Consider the following 17,190-nt stretch of genomic DNA (forward strand, 5'->3'; position numbering starts at 1 on the left):
GCCGCGTTCTACGTCGCATCGAACCTCGCGCATGTTTAGGGCTCCGGTACCGCGGCGGAACGAACCTATGGACATCACTTTTCTCCTCAACGGGGAAGTCGTGTCGCTGACCGGCATTTCTCCGACGACAACCTTGCTTGACTGGCTGCGCGAAACCAAACACCTGACCGGCACCAAAGAAGGCTGCAACGAAGGCGATTGCGGTGCCTGCAGCGTGATGATCAGCGATCAGTCTGGTCACCGCGCCCTGAACGGCTGCATCCTGTTCCTGCCGCAGATCAACGGTAAATCCGTCACCACCGTCGAAGGCCTCAGCGCCCCAGACGGCACACTGCACCCCGTGCAACAAACGATGATCGACCATCACGGCAGCCAATGCGGATTTTGCACCCCCGGCTTTGCCGTCACCATGGCCACCGCCCACCTCAACGGGGCAACTGACCACGACACACAACTCGCCGGGAACCTGTGCCGCTGCACCGGCTACGCCCCGATTATTCGCGCCGCAGAAGCTGCCGAAAACCAAGCCGTGCCCCAGCACCTTAAAGCCCTTAGAATTCCAAATGGACAAAAATCCTCGGGGGGTCCGGCGCAGCCGGATGGGGGCAGACAGCCCCCTCAACATATCCAACCCACCACAACCGATGAACTGGCCCGCTGGTACGCCGCGCACCCCGATGCGACACTGATTGCGGGGGCCACAGATGTCGGCCTTTGGGCCACCAAACAATTCCGCGACCTTGGGGCCACAGCTTTTCTGAACCAGCTCACCGATCTGCGCGGCATCACCGACGCAGGTGATCACTGGCGTATTGGCGCGATGACCACGATCACGGAAATTGAATCCCACTTCGCCCCCCATCATCCCAGCCTTGCCACCATGCTGCGCCGCTACGGGTCAACCCAAGTGCGCAATGCCGCGACCATCGGTGGCAACATTGCAAACGGGTCCCCCATTGGGGATGGCCCGCCCGCCTTGATCGCTATGGGGGCCACCTTGCACCTGCGCCACGATGAAAGCCGCCGCAGCCTCCCTCTCGAAGATTTCTTTATCGACTACGGCAAGCAAGACCGCGCACCCGGCGAATTTGTCGAGGCGATCACGATCCCCAAGCAACCTGACACGCTGCGCTGCTACAAACTCAGCAAGCGTTTTGACCAAGACATTTCTGCTGTGTGTGGCTGCATAAATCTCACCCGCGAGGGCGACACCATCACTGACGCCCGCATCGCCTTTGGCGGCATGGCAGGCACCCCGAAACGCGCGGCCCGGACCGAGGCGGCGCTGATCAACCAACCGCTTACCGAGGCAACATTCCGAGCTGCAATGCAAAAGATCTCTGAAGATTTCCAACCGCTCTCGGACATGCGCGCGTCTGCCAGCTATCGCTTGCAAACCGCCCAAAACATGGTGCTGCGCTATTTCTTTGATATCCAAGGCGTCGAAACAGACGTACAGGCGGTGTCCGCATGAGCGTCGCCAAGCCCCTGCCCCACGATGCGGCGAAACTCCACGTGACGGGTGCTGCCCGCTATGTGGATGACATTCCAACGCCCGCAAATACGCTCCACATTGCCTTTGGTCTAAGCAAATCCGCCGCGGGCCGTTTGATTTCGATGGATCTAAGCGCCGTGCGCGCCGCACCGGGTGTGGTTGCGGTTTATACGGCGGATGATCTGGCCTTTGCCAATGATGTGTCCCCGTCGAACCATGACGAACCTTTGCTGGCAGCAGACGCTGTGCATTACGCAGGTCAGCCCTTGTTCATGGTGGTAGCCACCAGCCATCTCGCGGCCCGCCATGCCGCCCGCCTTGGGCAGATCAAGATTGAGAAAACCGATCCTATTTTGACAATCGAACAGGCGCTCAAAGCAGACAGCCGGTTCGAGGACGGCCCGCGCATTTACCAAAAGGGCGATGCCGCCTCAGCCTTGAAACAGGCGCGCCAAACCCTTGCGGGGTCTATCAACATTGGTGGACAAGAACATTTCTACCTCGAAGGACAAGCCGCCCTTGCCCTGCCTCAAGACAACGGCGACATGGTCGTCCATTCCTCAACGCAACACCCGACCGAAATCCAACACAAAGTCGCCGAAGCCCTTGGCGTGCATATGCATGCGATCCGCGTAGAGACGCGGCGCATGGGCGGCGGGTTTGGCGGCAAGGAAAGTCAGGGGAACGCGCTGGCGATTGCCTGCGCCGTTGCGGCCTCCAAGACCGGGCGGCCCTGCAAGATGCGCTATGACCGTGACGACGATATGATCATCACGGGCAAACGCCATGATTTCCGGATCGATTATACCGTTGGTTTCGATGCCAAGGGCAAGATCACTGCGCTGGATTTCACCCACTTTACCCGCTGCGGCTGGGGCATGGACCTCTCCCTGCCTGTGGCTGATCGCGCGATGCTGCACGCGGATAACGCCTATCATTTGGATAACATCCGCATCACCTCGCACCGCCTACGCACCAATACGCAAAGCGCGACGGCATTTCGCGGTTTCGGCGGCCCGCAAGGGATCGTCGGCATTGAACGTGTGATGGACCACATCGCCCATCATCTGGATGCTGACCCGCTGGCCGTGCGCCGTGCGAATTACTATGCAGACGCGCCAAATGATCAGGTGCAAACGACGCCCTACCACCAGCCTGTGAAGGACGGGATCATCAATGCGCTAACCGACCGGCTGGTCGCCTCATCCGATTACGTCGCGCGTCGTGCGGCCATTGATGCGTGGAACGCCAGCCAGCCCGTCCTAAAACGCGGCATCGCGCTGACGCCGGTCAAATTCGGCATCTCATTTACCCTGACCCATCTCAATCAGGCAGGTGCATTGGTGCATGTTTATAACGACGGCTCCATCCACCTGAACCATGGCGGCACCGAAATGGGCCAAGGGTTGTTTCAGAAAATCGCCCAAGTCGCAGCCAGCCGCTTTGGCGTCGATGTCAGTGCGGTTAGGATTACAGCGACGGATACTGGCAAGGTGCCCAACACCTCTGCCACCGCTGCGTCCTCCGGCACCGATCTGAACGGCATGGCGGTACAAGCGGCCTGCGATACGATCCGCGACCGGATCACGACGCATCTGGCACAAGTGCACGGCGTCGCGCCCGATGCTGTGACATTTGCGGATGGCATGGTTACCATCGGCGACGGGCAAGTCACCTTCGGCGAGGCCGTCATGTCAGCCTATCTGGCCCGCGTTTCGCTCTCCTCAACCGGGTTCTACAAAACGCCAGACATCGAATGGGATCGCATCACGGGGCGCGGCAGCCCGTTCTTTTACTTTGCCTATGGGGCCGCCGTGACCGAGGTCGTGATTGACACGTTGACAGGCGAAAACCGCATCCTGCGGGCAGATATTTTGCACGACGCAGGCGCGTCCCTGAACCCTGCGCTAGATATTGGCCAGATCGAAGGCGGATACGTGCAAGGGGCCGGCTGGCTGACCACCGAAGAACTGGTATGGGATGATCAGGGCAACCTAAAAACACACGCCCCATCGACCTATAAAATACCCGCCATTTCGGATCGGCCCGACATCTTTAACGTTGCCCTTTGGGATCAACCGAACCCGGCGCAGACGGTGTACCGGTCCAAAGCCGTGGGCGAGCCGCCCCTGATGCTGGGCATATCGGCGTTAATGGCGCTCTCGGATGCGGTGCGCGCCTGTGGGGCGACTTACGCGGATTTGCAAACACCAGCGACCGCCGAGGCTGTGCTGAACGCCACCCTCAAGGCCCGCGCATGAGCGACGCCATATACATAGAAATCACCGCGACGCGCGGCTCCACCCCGCGCGATGCGGGCACCGCGATGAAGGTGACGGCGAACGACACCGCAGGCACCATCGGCGGCGGTGCGCTGGAACACCAGGCCATTTTGACGGCCCGCGAAATGCTTGGGCAGGGGCGCAAGGCGCAAACGCTCACGGTGCCGTTGGGCCCGAACCTTGGGCAATGCTGCGGCGGGGCTGTCACGTTGAACTTCACCGACGGCCAACGCCAAACCGATCCCATCGCGGTACCGCCAAAGCTGCGCATTACGGACCATGCGCCGCTTGATCTTTGGCTCTGGGGCGCGGGTCATGTGGGGCGCGCAGTTGTGCGCAACAGCCCGAAAGGCGCGTTTAACATCACATGGATCGATACTGACTTCGACCGTTTTCCCGCTGATATTTCCCCTGACATCACCGTCCTGCCCGCCGCCGATATGCCGCGCATCGCCAAGCATGCGCCGCTCTCTGCGCACCACCTGATCTTTACCTATTCCCATGACATTGATCTGGCGCTTTGCGCGGCTTTGTTGGACCGGACAGCCGCCAGCATCGGCCTGATCGGTTCAGACACCAAATGGGCACGTTTTCGCAAAAGATTGCGCGCGGCGGGCCGCGATCCCGCGCCCATCATCTGCCCCATCGGTGATAAATCACTTGGCAAAACCCCTGACGCTATTGCAAACGGGTGCCTGAGCAGGCTTCTTGACCAAGCGAAAACCAAGGAATTTCTATGAACCCTCCCCCCCTTCTTGCGCTTTCGGGCCTGACCAAGGCCTATCCCGGTGTGGTTGCCAACGATGATGTGTCGCTGACAATCGCCCCCGGTGAAGTTCATGCGCTGCTGGGGGAAAACGGTGCTGGCAAATCGACGCTGGTCAAGATGATCTATGGTCTAGTCAAGCCGGACAGCGGCACGATGCAGATGCATGGTGCGGCGTTCCACCCCAATGAACCACGCGCGGCACGAGCGGCGGGCGTTGGCATGGTGTTCCAACATTTTTCGCTATTCGATGCGTTAAGTGTTGCGGAAAACATAGCGCTTGGGATGGAGGATGCACCAAAGTTAGGTGCGTTGAGCAAGCAGATCCGCGACGTGTCCGAAGCCTACGGCCTGCCATTATCCCCCGACCGCGTTGTGGGTGATCTCTCTGCGGGTGAACGTCAGCGGGTCGAGATTATTCGCTGTCTTTTGCAGGACCCCAAGCTGTTGATCATGGATGAACCCACATCGGTTCTGACCCCGCAAGAAGTTGAAATTCTGTTCAAAACCCTACGCAAGCTTAGCGCCGAGGGGACGGCAATTTTGTACATCTCGCACAAGCTCGAAGAGATCCGCAGCCTGTGTGACAGCGCCACCATTTTACGATTGGGCAAAGTCGTCGGCCATTGCACACCGTCGGAAACATCCGCACGCGATATGGCGGAAATGATGGTGGGCAGCATCCTGAAAACGCCGTTGCGTACGGGTAAGACACCGGGGGATGTGTTGCTCGACTTGCAAGCCTTGAATGCGAAATCGCCATCGGCCTTTGGCATGCCGCTACGCGACATATCGGTTCAGGTACGCGCTGGCGAGGTTTTGGGCATCGGCGGTGTCGCGGGCAATGGTCAGGATGAATTGCTTGCCGCACTGTCGGGCGAAAACCTGTCTCATTCGGGTATGGTCTTTTTCAAGGGCGACGACATTGGCCAGCTTGGCCCCATCGCGCGGCGCGGCCTTGGTATTCTTGCCGCCCCAGAGGAACGATTGGGCCACGCTGCCGCCCCCGATATGACGCTGACCGAAAACGCGATGCTCACCGGTGCCGTGCGCGAGAAGCTAGAGCGTCGCGGCATGTTAAACTGGCCCGCCGCAACGCGCTTTGCCGAGCGGATCATCAAGGAATTCGACGTCCGCACCCCCGGCCCCGGTAACGCGGCGCGCTCGTTATCTGGGGGCAACCTGCAAAAATTCGTCATCGGTCGCGAAGTTTTGCAGCGCCCTGAAGTGTTGGTTGTGAACCAACCAACCTGGGGCGTTGATGCATCAGCCGCCGCGTCGATCCGGCAGGCCTTGCTGGATTTGGCCGAAAACGGTGCCGCGGTCATTGTCATCAGTCAGGATCTGGACGAGTTGATGGAGATATCAGACCGGTTCGCCGCGCTGAACGAAGGCCGCTTGTCAGAGCCGCGCCCGGCGCAAGGTCTGACGGTGGACGAGATCGGGTTGATGATGGGCGGTGCCCATGGGATGGAGGTCGCGCATGTTTGATTTGGTGCAAGTGGGGGTTTCACACCCGTCGCCCATTGGGCTTGAACCAATGGCGCATAAAATCTGCCCCCCCGTGGGATATTTAAGAGCCAGAGAAGGGGCAGCCCAGTGATCAGATTGGAAAAGCGGCCGCAGGCAAGTCAGGCGTTTTCTTGGGCGGCACCCATTTTGGCTGTTTTGGCGACGATGTTTTTTGGCGGGCTTTTGTTTGCCGCTTTGGGCAAGGACCCATTGGCATCGATCGAGACGATCTTCTGGGAGCCTTTGTTCGGTGATTTCGCGTTTTATTATCGCCCACAATTGCTAATCAAAGGCGCACCTTTGGTGTTGATCGCCATCGGTTTGTCCCTCGGCTTCAAGGCGGGCATCTGGAATATTGGCGCGGAAGGCCAGTATATTATGGGGGCCATTTTCGGGGCGGCGACCGGGTTGGCGTTTTACCCGACCGAAAGCTTCATGATCTTTCCGTTGATGATTTTGGCCGGTGCATTAGGCGGCTGGATTTGGGCCATGATCCCGGCGCTGTTAAAGGTCAAATTCGGCACCAACGAGATTTTGGTATCCTTGATGCTCGTCTATGTGGCCGAGCAATTTCTATCCTCAATGGCGCTTGGCCTTTTGAAGAACCCCGAAGGTTTCGGGTTTCCGGGCAGTCGCAATTTGCAACAATATGCATCGGCCCATAATGCAGAGTTGATCGCAGGGTCAGGCATGCATTGGGGTGTGGTTGCGGCATTTGTCGCCGTGATCTTTGCCTATGTATTGCTGGCGCGGCACCGGCTTGGCTTTGCCATTCGTGTCACGGGCGAGGCACCGCGCGCAGCCAAATTCTCTGGCGTAAATCCGACACGTTTGGTGTTGTTTTGCATGGGCATGTCCGGTCTGCTTGCAGGCCTTGCCGGCATGTTCGAGGTCGCAGGCCCAGCAGGGCAAATCACCATTGATTTCAACGTGGGCTATGGGTTCACCGCCATTATCGTGGCGTTTTTGGGTCGACTGCACCCCATCGGCATTTTGCTGGCAGGCGGGTTGATGGCGTTGACCTATATCGGGGGCGATATCGCGCAAAGCCAGCTGGGTCTGCCCGCCGCTGCCATTCAAGTGTTTCAGGGCATGCTGCTGTTTTTCCTGCTCGCCTTTGATCTTTTCACCAATTACCGGCTGCGCATTGGCCGGGCGGAGGTCGCGTAATGGATCTGTCAGCCATTAATCCAATTCTGTTCGTTGCCGGCTTTCTGGTCGCAGCGACGCCGCTGATCTTTGCCGCATTGGGCGAACTGGTCGTTGAAAAATCAGGCGTCTTGAACCTGGGCGTCGAGGGCATGATGATCATGGGGGCCATTTGCGGTTTTGCCACTGCCGTGGAAACCGGATCGCCGCTGCTTGGCTTTGCTGCGGCGGCTATTGGCGGTGCGCTTCTTAGCCTGCTGTTTGCGTTTCTGACCCAGATTACCTTGGCCAATCAGGTGGCATCTGGGCTGGCGCTGACGCTCTTCGGGCTGGGGTTTTCAGCGTTGCTGGGCCAAAGCTATGTCGGGATCAAACCGCCACGACTGGCCGAAGTGAACTTTGGCCCCTTGCACGATATCCCGGTTATCGGCCCGATATTATTCTCGCATGATATTATTCTGTATCTGGGGTTCGCTTTGGTCGTCGTGGTCTGGGCTATGTTGAAATTCACCCGCGCCGGGTTGATCCTGCGTGCGGTGGGCGAAAGCCACGATGCGGCGCATGCGCTTGGCTATAAGGTGGTGCGCATCAGAACCTTGGCGATTATGTTTGGCGGGGCCTGCGCGGGGTTGGGTGGGGCCTATATCAGCCTGATCCGCGTCCCCCAATGGACCGAAGGGATGACTGCTGGCGTAGGCTGGATTGCACTCGCCTTGGTCGTGTTTGCCAGCTGGAAACCATGGCGTCTGCTGCTGGGTGCCTATTTATTTGGCGGAATCACCCAGTTGCAGCTAAATCTACAAGGTGCAGGCGTTGCCATTCCGGTCGAGTATCTGGCAATGTCGCCCTATATCATCACCATCCTTGTATTGGTGGTTCTTTCCGCGGATAAAAGCAGTGCTCCGGCATCGCTTGGCCGCACTTTCCATGCCTCGTCTTAACGGGGTTACACTTCAAAATGCCCTATAAAAGGGCAGAATATTCAGGGGACTATGTTATGAAACTATCAACACTCCTCGCCAGCGCTGCGCTGGCGATCGGTCTTGCGGGCGGCGCTTATGCCGACGACAAGATCAAAGTCGGCTTTGTCTTCGTGGGCCCCGTGGGCGACGGCGGCTGGACGTATGAGCATAACCAAGGCCGTTTGGCCGTTGAAGCCGAATTCGGCGATAAAGTCGAAACCGTGTTTGTTGAAAACGTGGCCGAGGGCCCCGATTCCGAACGCGTTATGACGCAAATGGCGCTGGACGGTGCTGATCTGATTTTCACCACATCCTTTGGCTATATGGACCCGACGATCAACGTTGCGGCCAAATTTCCAGACGTGAAATTCGAACACGCCACCGGGTACAAGCGCGCCGATAACGTTTCCACATATTCCGCGCGTTTCTACGAAGGTCGTGCCATTCAGGGCCACATCGCGGGCAAGATGACCAAGTCGAACATCATCGGTTACATCGGATCCTTCCCGATCCCCGAAGTTATTCGTGGCATCAACTCTGCCTATATCCACGCGAAAAAGGTTAACCCTGACGTCGAATTCAAGATCGTTTGGGCCTACACATGGTTCGACCCCGCAAAAGAAGCGGACGCAGCCAAGGTGCTGATCGAACAAGGCGCTGACGTTGTATTGCAGCACACCGATTCCACCGCGCCACAGGCAGCAGCCCAAGAAGCAGGCAACGTGATCACCTTTGGTCAGGCCTCCGACATGGCGCAATATGCACCCATGCCGCGCGTGTCTTCGATCATTGATGATTGGGCCCCTTACTATGTTGCACGCACCAAGGCCGTGATGGATGGCACATGGACGTCGACAGACACATGGGACGGTATCGGCGCAGGCATGGTTGGCATCGGTGAAATCACAGACGCGGTACCTGCAGACGTGAAAGCCGAAGCATTGGCGCTGAAGGCGTCCATCGCTGACGGTTCGTACCACCCGTTCACCGGCCCGCTGAAAAAGCAGGACGGCACTGACTTCTTGGCAGATGGCGAAACAGCTGATGACGGCACACTTGCTGGCATGAACTTTTACGTTGAAGGCATCACAGGCGACATCCCGAACTAATCAGACCCGCTTTTGAAGTTTTAAAAGGCCCTGCACATGCGGGGCCTTTTTTCATGTCGGGGCCTGCTTTGTGCGTTTACCTGCGGGGCGCGCGATCAATCAACCGGTCTGCCGCCATCCCCGAAAGCCACATCGACACCAAAGCCACCCAAGCGGTCAGTGCAAAGGTCGACCCACCCGTGACCCCTGCCCCGATGGTACAGCCGCCCGCTGTCATCGCACCAAAGCCCATCATCGCGGCCCCCGCCAGATAGCGTTGCATGGACCGCGCGCCATCCCAGCCCTGCCAGATCAATCGCCCCGCCATCAGTGCTGACACAAACGCGCCCACGGCCACGCCCGGAACCAGACCAACATCGAATTCCAGCACAGAATTTGCAGTCAAAAGATACATCAGCGTATCCGCAGACGGTCCCGAAAAAGTCAGACTGCCAACTGGAACGGGATCAAAGCTGATCTGCGAGAGGGTATAGGTCAGGTACCAGCCCACAGCGACGGAAAACCCGACCCCGCAACCGAACAAAAGCGTGACCCAAGACACCCGATTTCTAAATGCGATGATCAGCGCCAAAGCCGCAAAGCCGATGCCTATTGCGATGCCGCTGCCCGTGGGCATGTGTAGTGCCCAAAGGATATTCGGGTTCGGCCCATGGGTGATCCATCCGCCCGATATCCATTCGCGCAGGGGCGACAAAGTGCCCTCAAGGCTCATCTGCGCGACCACAGCAAAGACCAGCCCCGACAGGATCGCGCGCAGGTTGCCTGTTGCCCCCAACACCAGTAACCGCCCCGGACATCCGCGCGCAAGGATCATGCCGATGCCAAAGATCATGCCACCGATCACGGCCCCCGAGATCGTACCGGGGGAGGCAAGCCAACGGCTGGTGCCCAGATCAATGACGCCGGTGGCGTGCATTACCTGCGTCCACAGCAGCCCGGTTGAAAAGGTCAAAAGCCATACCGCCATGCGCGGCCCCAAAGTGGCGCGCGCGACTTCGACGGCGGCAGCGCGCAGACAGAACCGGCTTTGCTCGGCTGATAGGCCAAAGATAATGCCCGTGACCACACCGGCCAACGCCGCGATCCCCGGCTCGCCCACTGTTTCCAAGACTGATGTCATATCCATAAACACATCCTATTTTCCGCATGTATCGACGATAGATGCGTTTCGGACATTGATCTGTGTCATGGCCGCCCGCAAAACGCCTGTCGATACGGTGATCTCGGGGCAAGCTGCGCATCATTGCGCTACCCATTGCGCGGCAAAACGCTATCGTCGGACCATGATAAAAATCCATCACCTTAACAGGTCCCGCTCTCACCGTATTTTGTGGCTGCTCGAGGAAATCGAACAGCCCTACACAATTGTCCCGTACAAGCGCGATGCGGTCACGAACCTTGCCCCGCCCGAGCTGAAATCGGTTCACCCGCTGGGCAAATCACCAATGATGGAAATCGACGATATGTTGGTTGCTGAAAGTGCCGCGATCACCGAAACGCTCTGCGCGCGCTTTGCGCCGCAGATGATCCCTTCGCCTGATACCACTGCGTATTTGCAGCATCTTGAGATGATGCATTTTGCCGAAGGGTCCGCGATGACGCCGATCCTGTTGAACCTCTATGTCAGCCGGTTGGGCGATGCGGGTGCTCCGTTGCACCCAAGGATCAAGGATGAACTGCACAATCACTTTAGCTATATGGACAGCCTCGTGCGTCCATCCGGCCATTTCGTCCAAGACAGCCTATCGGCTGCCGACATCATACTAAGCTTTCCGGCAGAGATCGCGATGCGTGGCGGAGATGGTGCCGCGCGTTATCCGGCACTGGCCGGTTTTGTTGATATGATCCATGCCCGCCCCGCCTATCAGCGCGCCACGGAAAAGGGGGCAATAAAGGACTAAGATCGCCGTTGCGAAGGGGGACGTGCCGTGTCACGGTTTGGGCATGAAACACACCCTGACCAGCCCAAACGGCACCCCCGCCAGCCGCCTTGCCTTTGGCACCATGCAATTTGGCGGGCGCGCGGATGCGGATGCCTCTCGCGCCATGTTCGATGCCTGCCTTGATGCGGGCATCACCCATTTCGATACCGCCCATGTTTATACCGACGGTGCCTCGGAAACGCTGCTGGGCAGCTTTCTGGGGGACCGCCGCGATGATCTGATTATCGCGACCAAGGCAGCGTATGAAGGCGGGGCGGGCCGCGCCAATCTGCTACAGTCCTGCGAGACGTCCCGCAGTCGGATGAAGCTCGACTCGCTTGATGTGTTGTACCTGCATCGCTTTGACCCCGACACGGATATGCACGAGACGTTTGAAACCATGGCCGAGCTGAAAACAGCCGGGCATATCCGCCAAATCGGCGTGTCCAACTTTGCCGCGTGGCAGGTCGTCAAGGCGGCTGGGATCGCCGCTAAATTCGATCTGGAATTCGCCGTGATGCAACCGATGTATAATCTGGTCAAACGTCAGGCCGAAGTTGAAATTCTGCCAATGGCCGATGATCTGGGCATTTTGGTTGCCCCCTATTCCCCCCTTGGTGGCGGGTTGTTGACCGGAAAATACGCCAAGGGAGAGGCAGGTCGCCTGACCCAAGATGATCGCTATGCTGCGCGATACGCCCCTGATGCGATGCACCAGACGGCTTCGGGCTTGTCCGATTTGGCCGCCGATATGGGCATACACCCCGCAACCTTGGCTGTTGCATGGATCGCGGCCCACCCTACAGCCCCATCGCCGATTATCTCTGGCCGGTCGGCGGCGCAGCTGGCCCCGTCGCTGGCAGCAATGACGTATGACATGCCCGCTGATGTATACGCCAAGATTACCGCGCTTTCGCCCACACCGCCCCCCGCCACGGACCGTATTGAAGAACAAACATGACAAAGATCATTGTGATAGGCGGCGGGATCGCGGGCATATCTGCTGCAGCGCGGCTGTCAGCCGATGCCGATGTAATGCTGATTGAGGGGGAAAAGGCGCTTGGATATCACGCCTCGGGCCGCTCTGCCGCGTTGATCGAACAGAACTATGGCGCGCCGTCTGTCCAAGCGCTGAACCGTGCCAGCGTCGACTATCTGGGCCACGCCAACGGCGGGTATCTGACGCAGCGCGGCTTGATGATCATCGCAGACACCCACGAGGAATCGGCATTAGACGACGATTTAAAGACGATGGGGTTGGAACGGATCACTCCGGATGAGGCACTAAAGATGGTGCCGGTGCTTGATCCTAAAAAGGTGGCTTTCGCTGGCTACCACGCCGATGCCCATGATATTGATACGGACCGTCTGATGCAGGATTTCGCCAAGGTCCTGCGCAGCAACGGCGGCAGCATCCTGACGGGGCAACCTGTAACCGCAATCACCCATACGCCGCAGGGCTGGGAGGTCACGTTAGGTAGCGAAATACTGCACGCCGACAAGATCGTGAACGCGGCAGGGTCATGGGCCGATCAGATTGCTGTAATGGCAGGCATCCGGCCCGTTGGCATTATTCCTTACCGTCGATCCATGGCACGGATCGCGACCCCCGGCGGGCATGACCCTGCCCGCTGGCCGATGTTCTTTGGCGTCCACGAAACATGGTACGCAAAACCTGATGCGGGCGCGCTGATCATTTCACCCGCAGACGAAGACCCCGTTGAACCCCATGATGCATGGGCCGACGACATGGTGCTGGCCGAGGGTTTGGAGCGGTACCAAAATATGGTCGCGGTCCCCCTGACAAAACCAATATCGACATGGGCAGGCCTGCGCAGTTTTGCCCCTGACCGGACGCTAGTGCTGGGCCCCGATCCCGACCAGCCCGATTTCATCTGGTGCGCCGGGCAAGGTGGTTATGGATTTCAGACCAGCCCCGCAGCATCGCAGCTGGTGGCGGATCTGACCTTTGGCCGCCCCTCATCCCTACCCGATGAAACCGTCGGTGCCTTGCGCCCCGACAGGCTGCGCCCATGACCCCGAAACTGCCGCCCAGCGCCAGTGTTGCCCTGCCCACAGAGGATGCAAAACTGCATGCCCCCGCCGCTGACCGGAACCGCGCCGCCTTGGTTGAATTGCTAGGCAATCATGCGTCGCGGCATGGGCAGGCCTTGGAAATCGCGAGCGGCACCGGTCAGCATATCAGCGCCTTCGCAACGGCTTTTCCAGACCTTCACTGGCAACCGACCGAACCTGACGCAGCACGCCGCGCCAGCATCGACGCCTATACCGCCCAGTCGCTTGCGAAAAACGTCGCCCCCGCGATTGCGCTTGATGCGACCCAAGCTGGCTGGCACGCGCAGTTTGCGCCGCAAAATGTGATCTTTCTGTCGAACCTGCTTCACCTCATTCCCGCAGACGCGGCACAGCGGCTGATCGCCGAAGCCGCACTTGCCACAGCACCCGGCGGTTGTTTCATCCTATATGGCCCGTTCAGGCGCGCAGGCCTACTGACCTCCGAAGGCGATGCAAGATTTGATCGCGAGCTACGCGATGCCGACCCAAAAATCGGGTATAAAGACACAACGGATGTCACCATCTGGCTGAGCGATGCGGGGTTCAGCCCGATTGATCAGGTAGAGATGCCCGCCAACAACCTGGCCTTTGTCGCGAGAAAGCCATGAACATGTCACCGCTGCGCATCCTTGTTACTATCGCGGTTCTTGCCGTCGCCGCTTGTGCAGCACCGCCAGTGTCCGTGCCGCTTGGCATGGTAACGACCGCAAACTTCAGCGACCGCAAACCACATGATTGGGCTCGGCGCACCCCGCAAAGCTATGCCGTGCACGGTATCGACGTCGCGCGGTTTCAAAGCCCGCTGAACTGGGGCCAAGCCCGCGTAAATGGCGTAAACTTCGCCTTTATCAAAGCGACTGAAGGCGGTGATCTGCTTGACCCCATGTTCGCGGACCACTGGCGGGGTGCGGGGCGATCAGGCGTCGCGCGCGGGGCCTATCATTTCTATTATTTCTGCACGACACCCCAAGCGCAGGCGCGGTGGTTCATCCAGAATGTGCCGAAAACACCCGGCATGTTGCCGCCGGTGCTGGATATGGAATGGAACCCGTTTTCCCCCACCTGCACCCTGCGCCCGCCAGCCCATATCGTGCGGCGGAATGCGCAAATATTCTTGCGCATTCTCAAGGCCCATTACGGGCAACAGCCCATCGTCTATACCACCCCTGATTTCTACGAAACAAACCAGATGGGCCGCTTGGGTGGGACAGAGTTCTGGCTGCGCTCAACCGCCGCCCACCCATCCGAGAAATACCCGAACGAGCGTTGGACATTTTGGCAATACACCAGCACCGGCCGCGTGCCCGGTGCCTTGGGTGATCTGGACATTAACGTATACGCAGGCACCCCGGCGAGCTGGGCAAACTGGCTGGCCCGCCGGCAAATCCGCTAATCGCGCTTGTGGTCGCGCGTTAACCGTCCATTCGAATGGTGGCATTTTTCGGATCATAAGGGCTGTCTTCGACCACCTCTGCATCCCACAGCTGATCAAACATTTTGACCTTCAGCTTGGTCCCAACCGCGGCTTGTTCGGGTTTGACATAGCCCATGCCAATCGACTTGCCGAACGCCACCGAATACCCGCCCGAGGTCAAGCGCCCCACACGCGTGTCACCATGGTACAAAACCTCCCGGCCCCACGGATCAGCGTCATCCGGCCCATCAATCAGCAAGGTCACGCATTGCGCACGGATGCCGTGTTCCTGCATCGCATCCTTGCCGTAGAAGTCCTTGGACAGGTCGACAAACCGTGGCAGATCAGCCTCAAGCGGGGTCGCATCGCGGCCCAGCTCTGTCCCAAATGCACGATAAGACTTCTCCTGACGCAGCCAATTTTGTGCCCGCGCGCCGACCAGCTTCATCCCGTGCTTTTCGCCCGCCTTTTCCAGCAGATCAAACAGATGGTTTTGCATTTCAATCGGGTGGTGCAATTCCCAACCCAATTCACCGGTATAGGCCACGCGAATGGCGCGCACCGGCACCATGCCCAGTTCGATATTGCGCATGGTCAGCCACGGGAAACGCTTGTTGCTCAGCACGGTTTCCGGATCGGCGTCCTTGATCACCTCTTTCAACACATCGCGCGATTTCGGCCCGGCGATGGCGAAAACCCCCCATTGGGTGGTGACGTCATGGCATTCGATATAGCCGAAATCAGGGGCCTTATCCGCGATTGCCTTGCGCAGATAGTCACTATCATAGGCCGTCCACGCCCCCGCCGAAACGAGATAGTATTCGTCTTCCGCCAACCGGACGATAGTATATTCCGTGCGTGTCGTGCCATGGCTGGTCAGCGCATAGGTTAGGTTGATCCGGCCCACCGACGGCAGCTTGTTACAGGTAAACCAGTTCAGGAATTCCGTGGCACCCGGCCCTTTGACCAGATGCTTGGTGAACGCTGTTGCATCAATCAGGCCCACGCCCTCGCGGATCGCCTTGGCCTCCTCGACCGCATATTGCCACCAGCCCCCGCGCCGGAACGACCGGCTGGCGTGGTCATCAAATCCCATCGGCGCGAAATAGTTCGGGCGCTCCCAACCGTTTACATGGCCAAACTGCGCGCCCCGTGCTGCCTGACGGTCATAGGAGGGCGATGTGCGCAACGGGCGGCATGCAGGGCGTTCTTCGTCGGGGTGGTGCAGGATATAGACATGCTCATACGCTTCTTCGTTCTTGCGCGCGGCATATTCCGTGGTCATCCAGTCGCCATAGCGTTTGGGGTCCAGCGATGCCATGTCGATCTCGGCCTCGCCCTCGACCATCAGTTGCGCCAGATAATACCCCGTACCGCCCGCCGCTGTGATCCCGAATGAAAACCCTTCGGCCAGCCACATGTTGCGCAAGCCCGGTGCGGGCCCAACCAGCGGGTTACCATCGGGCGTGTAACAAATCGGACCGTTGAAATCATCCTTCAACCCGCAGCTTTCAGCGGATGGAATACGATGGTTCATCGCCATATACTGGTCTTCGATCCGGTCCAGATCCAACTGGAACAAGTCAGCACGGAAGCTATCCGGCACGCCATATTCAAACCGCGCCGGCGCGTTTTTCTCATAAACGCCCAAAATCCAGCCGCCGCGTTCCTCGCGCACATAGGATTGCGCGTCAGCGTCACGAATAACGGGGTGCTCGACATTGCCCTCACCCTTGCGGAATTCCACCAACTCCGGGTCCTGATCCATAACGATAAACTGATGCTCAACCGGAATGGCTGGCATCTTGATGCCGAGCATCTTGGCGGTGCGCTGCGCGTGGTTGCCCGACGCGGTCACCACATGCTCTGCGGTGATCACGACCTGCTCGTCTGATGGCACCAGATTGCCACCGCGCTCGACCATCTTGGTCACGGTCACTTCCCACGCTTCACCATTCCAGTGAAACGCATCCGCCTGCCATTTACGCTCAATCACAACGCCCCGCTGGCGCGCACCCTTGGCCATCGCCATGGTCACATCGGCAGGGTTAATATAGCCATCCGTCTGGTGATAGATCGCACCTTTCAAATCCTCGGTGCGGATCAGCGGCCATTTCGCCTTGATCTGTTCAGGGGTCAGCCACTCATAGGGCACACCACAAGTCTCGGCCGTGGCCGCATAGAGCATGTATTCATCCATACGTTCATCGGTCTGCGCCATGCGCAAATTGCCCACGACGGCAAAGCCCGCGTTCAACCCGGTCTCTTCCTCGAGCGTTTTATAAAACTTGATCGAATAGTCATGAATATGCGTGGTCGCATAGGACATGTTAAAATACGGCAACAACCCCGCCGCATGCCACGTTGACCCGCTGGTCAACTCGTCACGCTCCAGCAGCATGACATCATCCCATCCCGCACGGGCCAGATGATACGCAATCGACGTGCCAACAGCACCGCCGCCAACAACCAATGCTTTGACTTGAGTTTTCATGTATCCAAT

General features: G+C 58.7%; 14 protein-coding genes. 12 read left to right on the forward strand and 2 right to left on the reverse strand.

Going from position 1 to position 17,190, the window contains the following annotated elements; all coding sequences use genetic code 11:
• Positions 1-67: 67 nt before the first annotated feature.
• From xdhA to WNY39_RS14770, 7 genes are all read left to right on the forward strand, one after another.
• Complete coding sequence (xdhA, locus tag WNY39_RS14740; RefSeq protein WP_342846690.1) at positions 68-1,474, forward strand: xanthine dehydrogenase small subunit; 1,407 nt, start codon at positions 68-70, stop codon at positions 1,472-1,474.
• On the forward strand, positions 1,471-3,756 hold the full coding sequence (gene xdhB / locus WNY39_RS14745; protein ID WP_342846692.1) for a xanthine dehydrogenase molybdopterin binding subunit: 2,286 nt from the start codon (positions 1,471-1,473) through the stop codon (positions 3,754-3,756). Before xdhA ends, xdhB begins: the two co-directional genes overlap by 4 nt.
• Positions 3,753-4,517 (forward strand): xanthine dehydrogenase accessory protein XdhC, encoded by a 765-nt coding sequence (gene xdhC, locus WNY39_RS14750; protein WP_342846694.1) that lies wholly within the window; start codon positions 3,753-3,755, stop codon positions 4,515-4,517. Before xdhB ends, xdhC begins: the two co-directional genes overlap by 4 nt.
• On the forward strand, positions 4,514-6,034 hold the full coding sequence (locus tag WNY39_RS14755) for an ABC transporter ATP-binding protein (protein ID WP_342846696.1): 1,521 nt from the start codon (positions 4,514-4,516) through the stop codon (positions 6,032-6,034). The genes xdhC and WNY39_RS14755 overlap by 4 nt, the downstream gene beginning before the upstream one ends.
• 108 nt (positions 6,035-6,142) lie before the next feature.
• Positions 6,143-7,225, forward strand: coding sequence for an ABC transporter permease (locus WNY39_RS14760; RefSeq protein WP_342846698.1), 1,083 nt, complete (start codon positions 6,143-6,145; stop codon positions 7,223-7,225).
• On the forward strand, positions 7,225-8,145 hold the full coding sequence (locus tag WNY39_RS14765; RefSeq protein ID WP_342846700.1) for an ABC transporter permease: 921 nt from the start codon (positions 7,225-7,227) through the stop codon (positions 8,143-8,145). Before WNY39_RS14760 ends, WNY39_RS14765 begins: the two co-directional genes overlap by 1 nt.
• Before the next feature lie 56 nt (positions 8,146-8,201).
• Positions 8,202-9,275, forward strand: coding sequence for a BMP family ABC transporter substrate-binding protein (locus tag WNY39_RS14770; protein WP_342846702.1), 1,074 nt, complete (start codon positions 8,202-8,204; stop codon positions 9,273-9,275).
• A gap of 76 nt (positions 9,276-9,351) precedes the next feature.
• On the opposite strand, the gene WNY39_RS14775 is transcribed toward WNY39_RS14770, so the two are convergent.
• The gene (locus WNY39_RS14775; protein ID WP_342846704.1) at positions 9,352-10,401 is read right to left on the reverse strand and encodes a YeeE/YedE family protein; all 1,050 of its coding nucleotides are present in this window, start codon (positions 10,399-10,401) and stop codon (positions 9,352-9,354) included.
• 61 nt (positions 10,402-10,462) lie between these two features.
• On the opposite strand from WNY39_RS14775, the gene WNY39_RS14780 reads away from it, so the two are divergent.
• The 5 genes from WNY39_RS14780 to WNY39_RS14800 are packed head-to-tail and all read left to right on the forward strand — an operon-like array spanning position 10,463 to position 14,666.
• Positions 10,463-11,176, forward strand: a complete 714-nt coding sequence (locus WNY39_RS14780; protein WP_342846706.1) for a glutathione S-transferase — start codon at positions 10,463-10,465, stop codon at positions 11,174-11,176.
• A gap of 43 nt (positions 11,177-11,219) precedes the next feature.
• Positions 11,220-12,158 carry an aldo/keto reductase gene (locus WNY39_RS14785; protein WP_342846708.1) on the forward strand — a complete coding sequence of 313 codons (939 nt, stop codon included), beginning with the start codon at positions 11,220-11,222 and terminating at the stop codon, positions 12,156-12,158.
• Positions 12,155-13,234 carry an FAD-binding oxidoreductase gene (locus WNY39_RS14790; RefSeq protein WP_342846710.1) on the forward strand — a complete coding sequence of 360 codons (1,080 nt, stop codon included), beginning with the start codon at positions 12,155-12,157 and terminating at the stop codon, positions 13,232-13,234. The genes WNY39_RS14785 and WNY39_RS14790 overlap by 4 nt, the downstream gene beginning before the upstream one ends.
• Positions 13,231-13,881: a DUF938 domain-containing protein gene (locus WNY39_RS14795; protein ID WP_342846712.1), complete on the forward strand. Its 651-nt coding sequence runs from the start codon at positions 13,231-13,233 to the stop codon at positions 13,879-13,881. Before WNY39_RS14790 ends, WNY39_RS14795 begins: the two co-directional genes overlap by 4 nt.
• 2 nt (positions 13,882-13,883) lie before the next feature.
• Positions 13,884-14,666 carry a GH25 family lysozyme gene (locus tag WNY39_RS14800; RefSeq protein ID WP_342846922.1) on the forward strand — a complete coding sequence of 261 codons (783 nt, stop codon included), beginning with the start codon at positions 13,884-13,886 and terminating at the stop codon, positions 14,664-14,666.
• Positions 14,667-14,685: 19 nt separating this feature from the next.
• On the opposite strand, the gene WNY39_RS14805 is transcribed toward WNY39_RS14800, so the two are convergent.
• Complete coding sequence (locus WNY39_RS14805) at positions 14,686-17,181, reverse strand: FAD-dependent oxidoreductase (protein WP_342846714.1); 2,496 nt, start codon at positions 17,179-17,181, stop codon at positions 14,686-14,688.
• Positions 17,182-17,190 lie beyond the last annotated feature (9 nt).

Origin of the sequence: Sulfitobacter sp. AS59, from assembly GCF_038899995.1 — a bacterium.
Lineage (GTDB): Bacteria > Pseudomonadota > Alphaproteobacteria > Rhodobacterales > Rhodobacteraceae > Sulfitobacter.

What these genes read in the sequence shown, in the direction of transcription:
- WNY39_RS14775 (WP_342846704.1), bottom strand. Translation starts at nt 10,401, where the DNA reads ATGGATATGACATCAGTCTTGGAAACAGTGGGCGAGCCGGGGATCGCG.
- xdhC (WP_342846694.1), top strand. Translation starts at nt 3,753, where the DNA reads ATGAGCGACGCCATATACATAGAAATCACCGCGACGCGCGGCTCCACC.
- xdhA (WP_342846690.1), top strand. Translation starts at nt 68, where the DNA reads ATGGACATCACTTTTCTCCTCAACGGGGAAGTCGTGTCGCTGACCGGC.
- WNY39_RS14790 (WP_342846710.1), top strand. Translation starts at nt 12,155, where the DNA reads ATGACAAAGATCATTGTGATAGGCGGCGGGATCGCGGGCATATCTGCT.
- WNY39_RS14805 (WP_342846714.1), bottom strand. Translation starts at nt 17,181, where the DNA reads ATGAAAACTCAAGTCAAAGCATTGGTTGTTGGCGGCGGTGCTGTTGGC.
- WNY39_RS14765 (WP_342846700.1), top strand. Translation starts at nt 7,225, where the DNA reads ATGGATCTGTCAGCCATTAATCCAATTCTGTTCGTTGCCGGCTTTCTG.
- WNY39_RS14780 (WP_342846706.1), top strand. Translation starts at nt 10,463, where the DNA reads ATGGCCGCCCGCAAAACGCCTGTCGATACGGTGATCTCGGGGCAAGCT.
- xdhB (WP_342846692.1), top strand. Translation starts at nt 1,471, where the DNA reads ATGAGCGTCGCCAAGCCCCTGCCCCACGATGCGGCGAAACTCCACGTG.
- WNY39_RS14770 (WP_342846702.1), top strand. Translation starts at nt 8,202, where the DNA reads ATGAAACTATCAACACTCCTCGCCAGCGCTGCGCTGGCGATCGGTCTT.
- WNY39_RS14800 (WP_342846922.1), top strand. Translation starts at nt 13,884, where the DNA reads ATGTCACCGCTGCGCATCCTTGTTACTATCGCGGTTCTTGCCGTCGCC.
- WNY39_RS14755 (WP_342846696.1), top strand. Translation starts at nt 4,514, where the DNA reads ATGAACCCTCCCCCCCTTCTTGCGCTTTCGGGCCTGACCAAGGCCTAT.
- WNY39_RS14785 (WP_342846708.1), top strand. Translation starts at nt 11,220, where the DNA reads ATGAAACACACCCTGACCAGCCCAAACGGCACCCCCGCCAGCCGCCTT.
- WNY39_RS14795 (WP_342846712.1), top strand. Translation starts at nt 13,231, where the DNA reads ATGACCCCGAAACTGCCGCCCAGCGCCAGTGTTGCCCTGCCCACAGAG.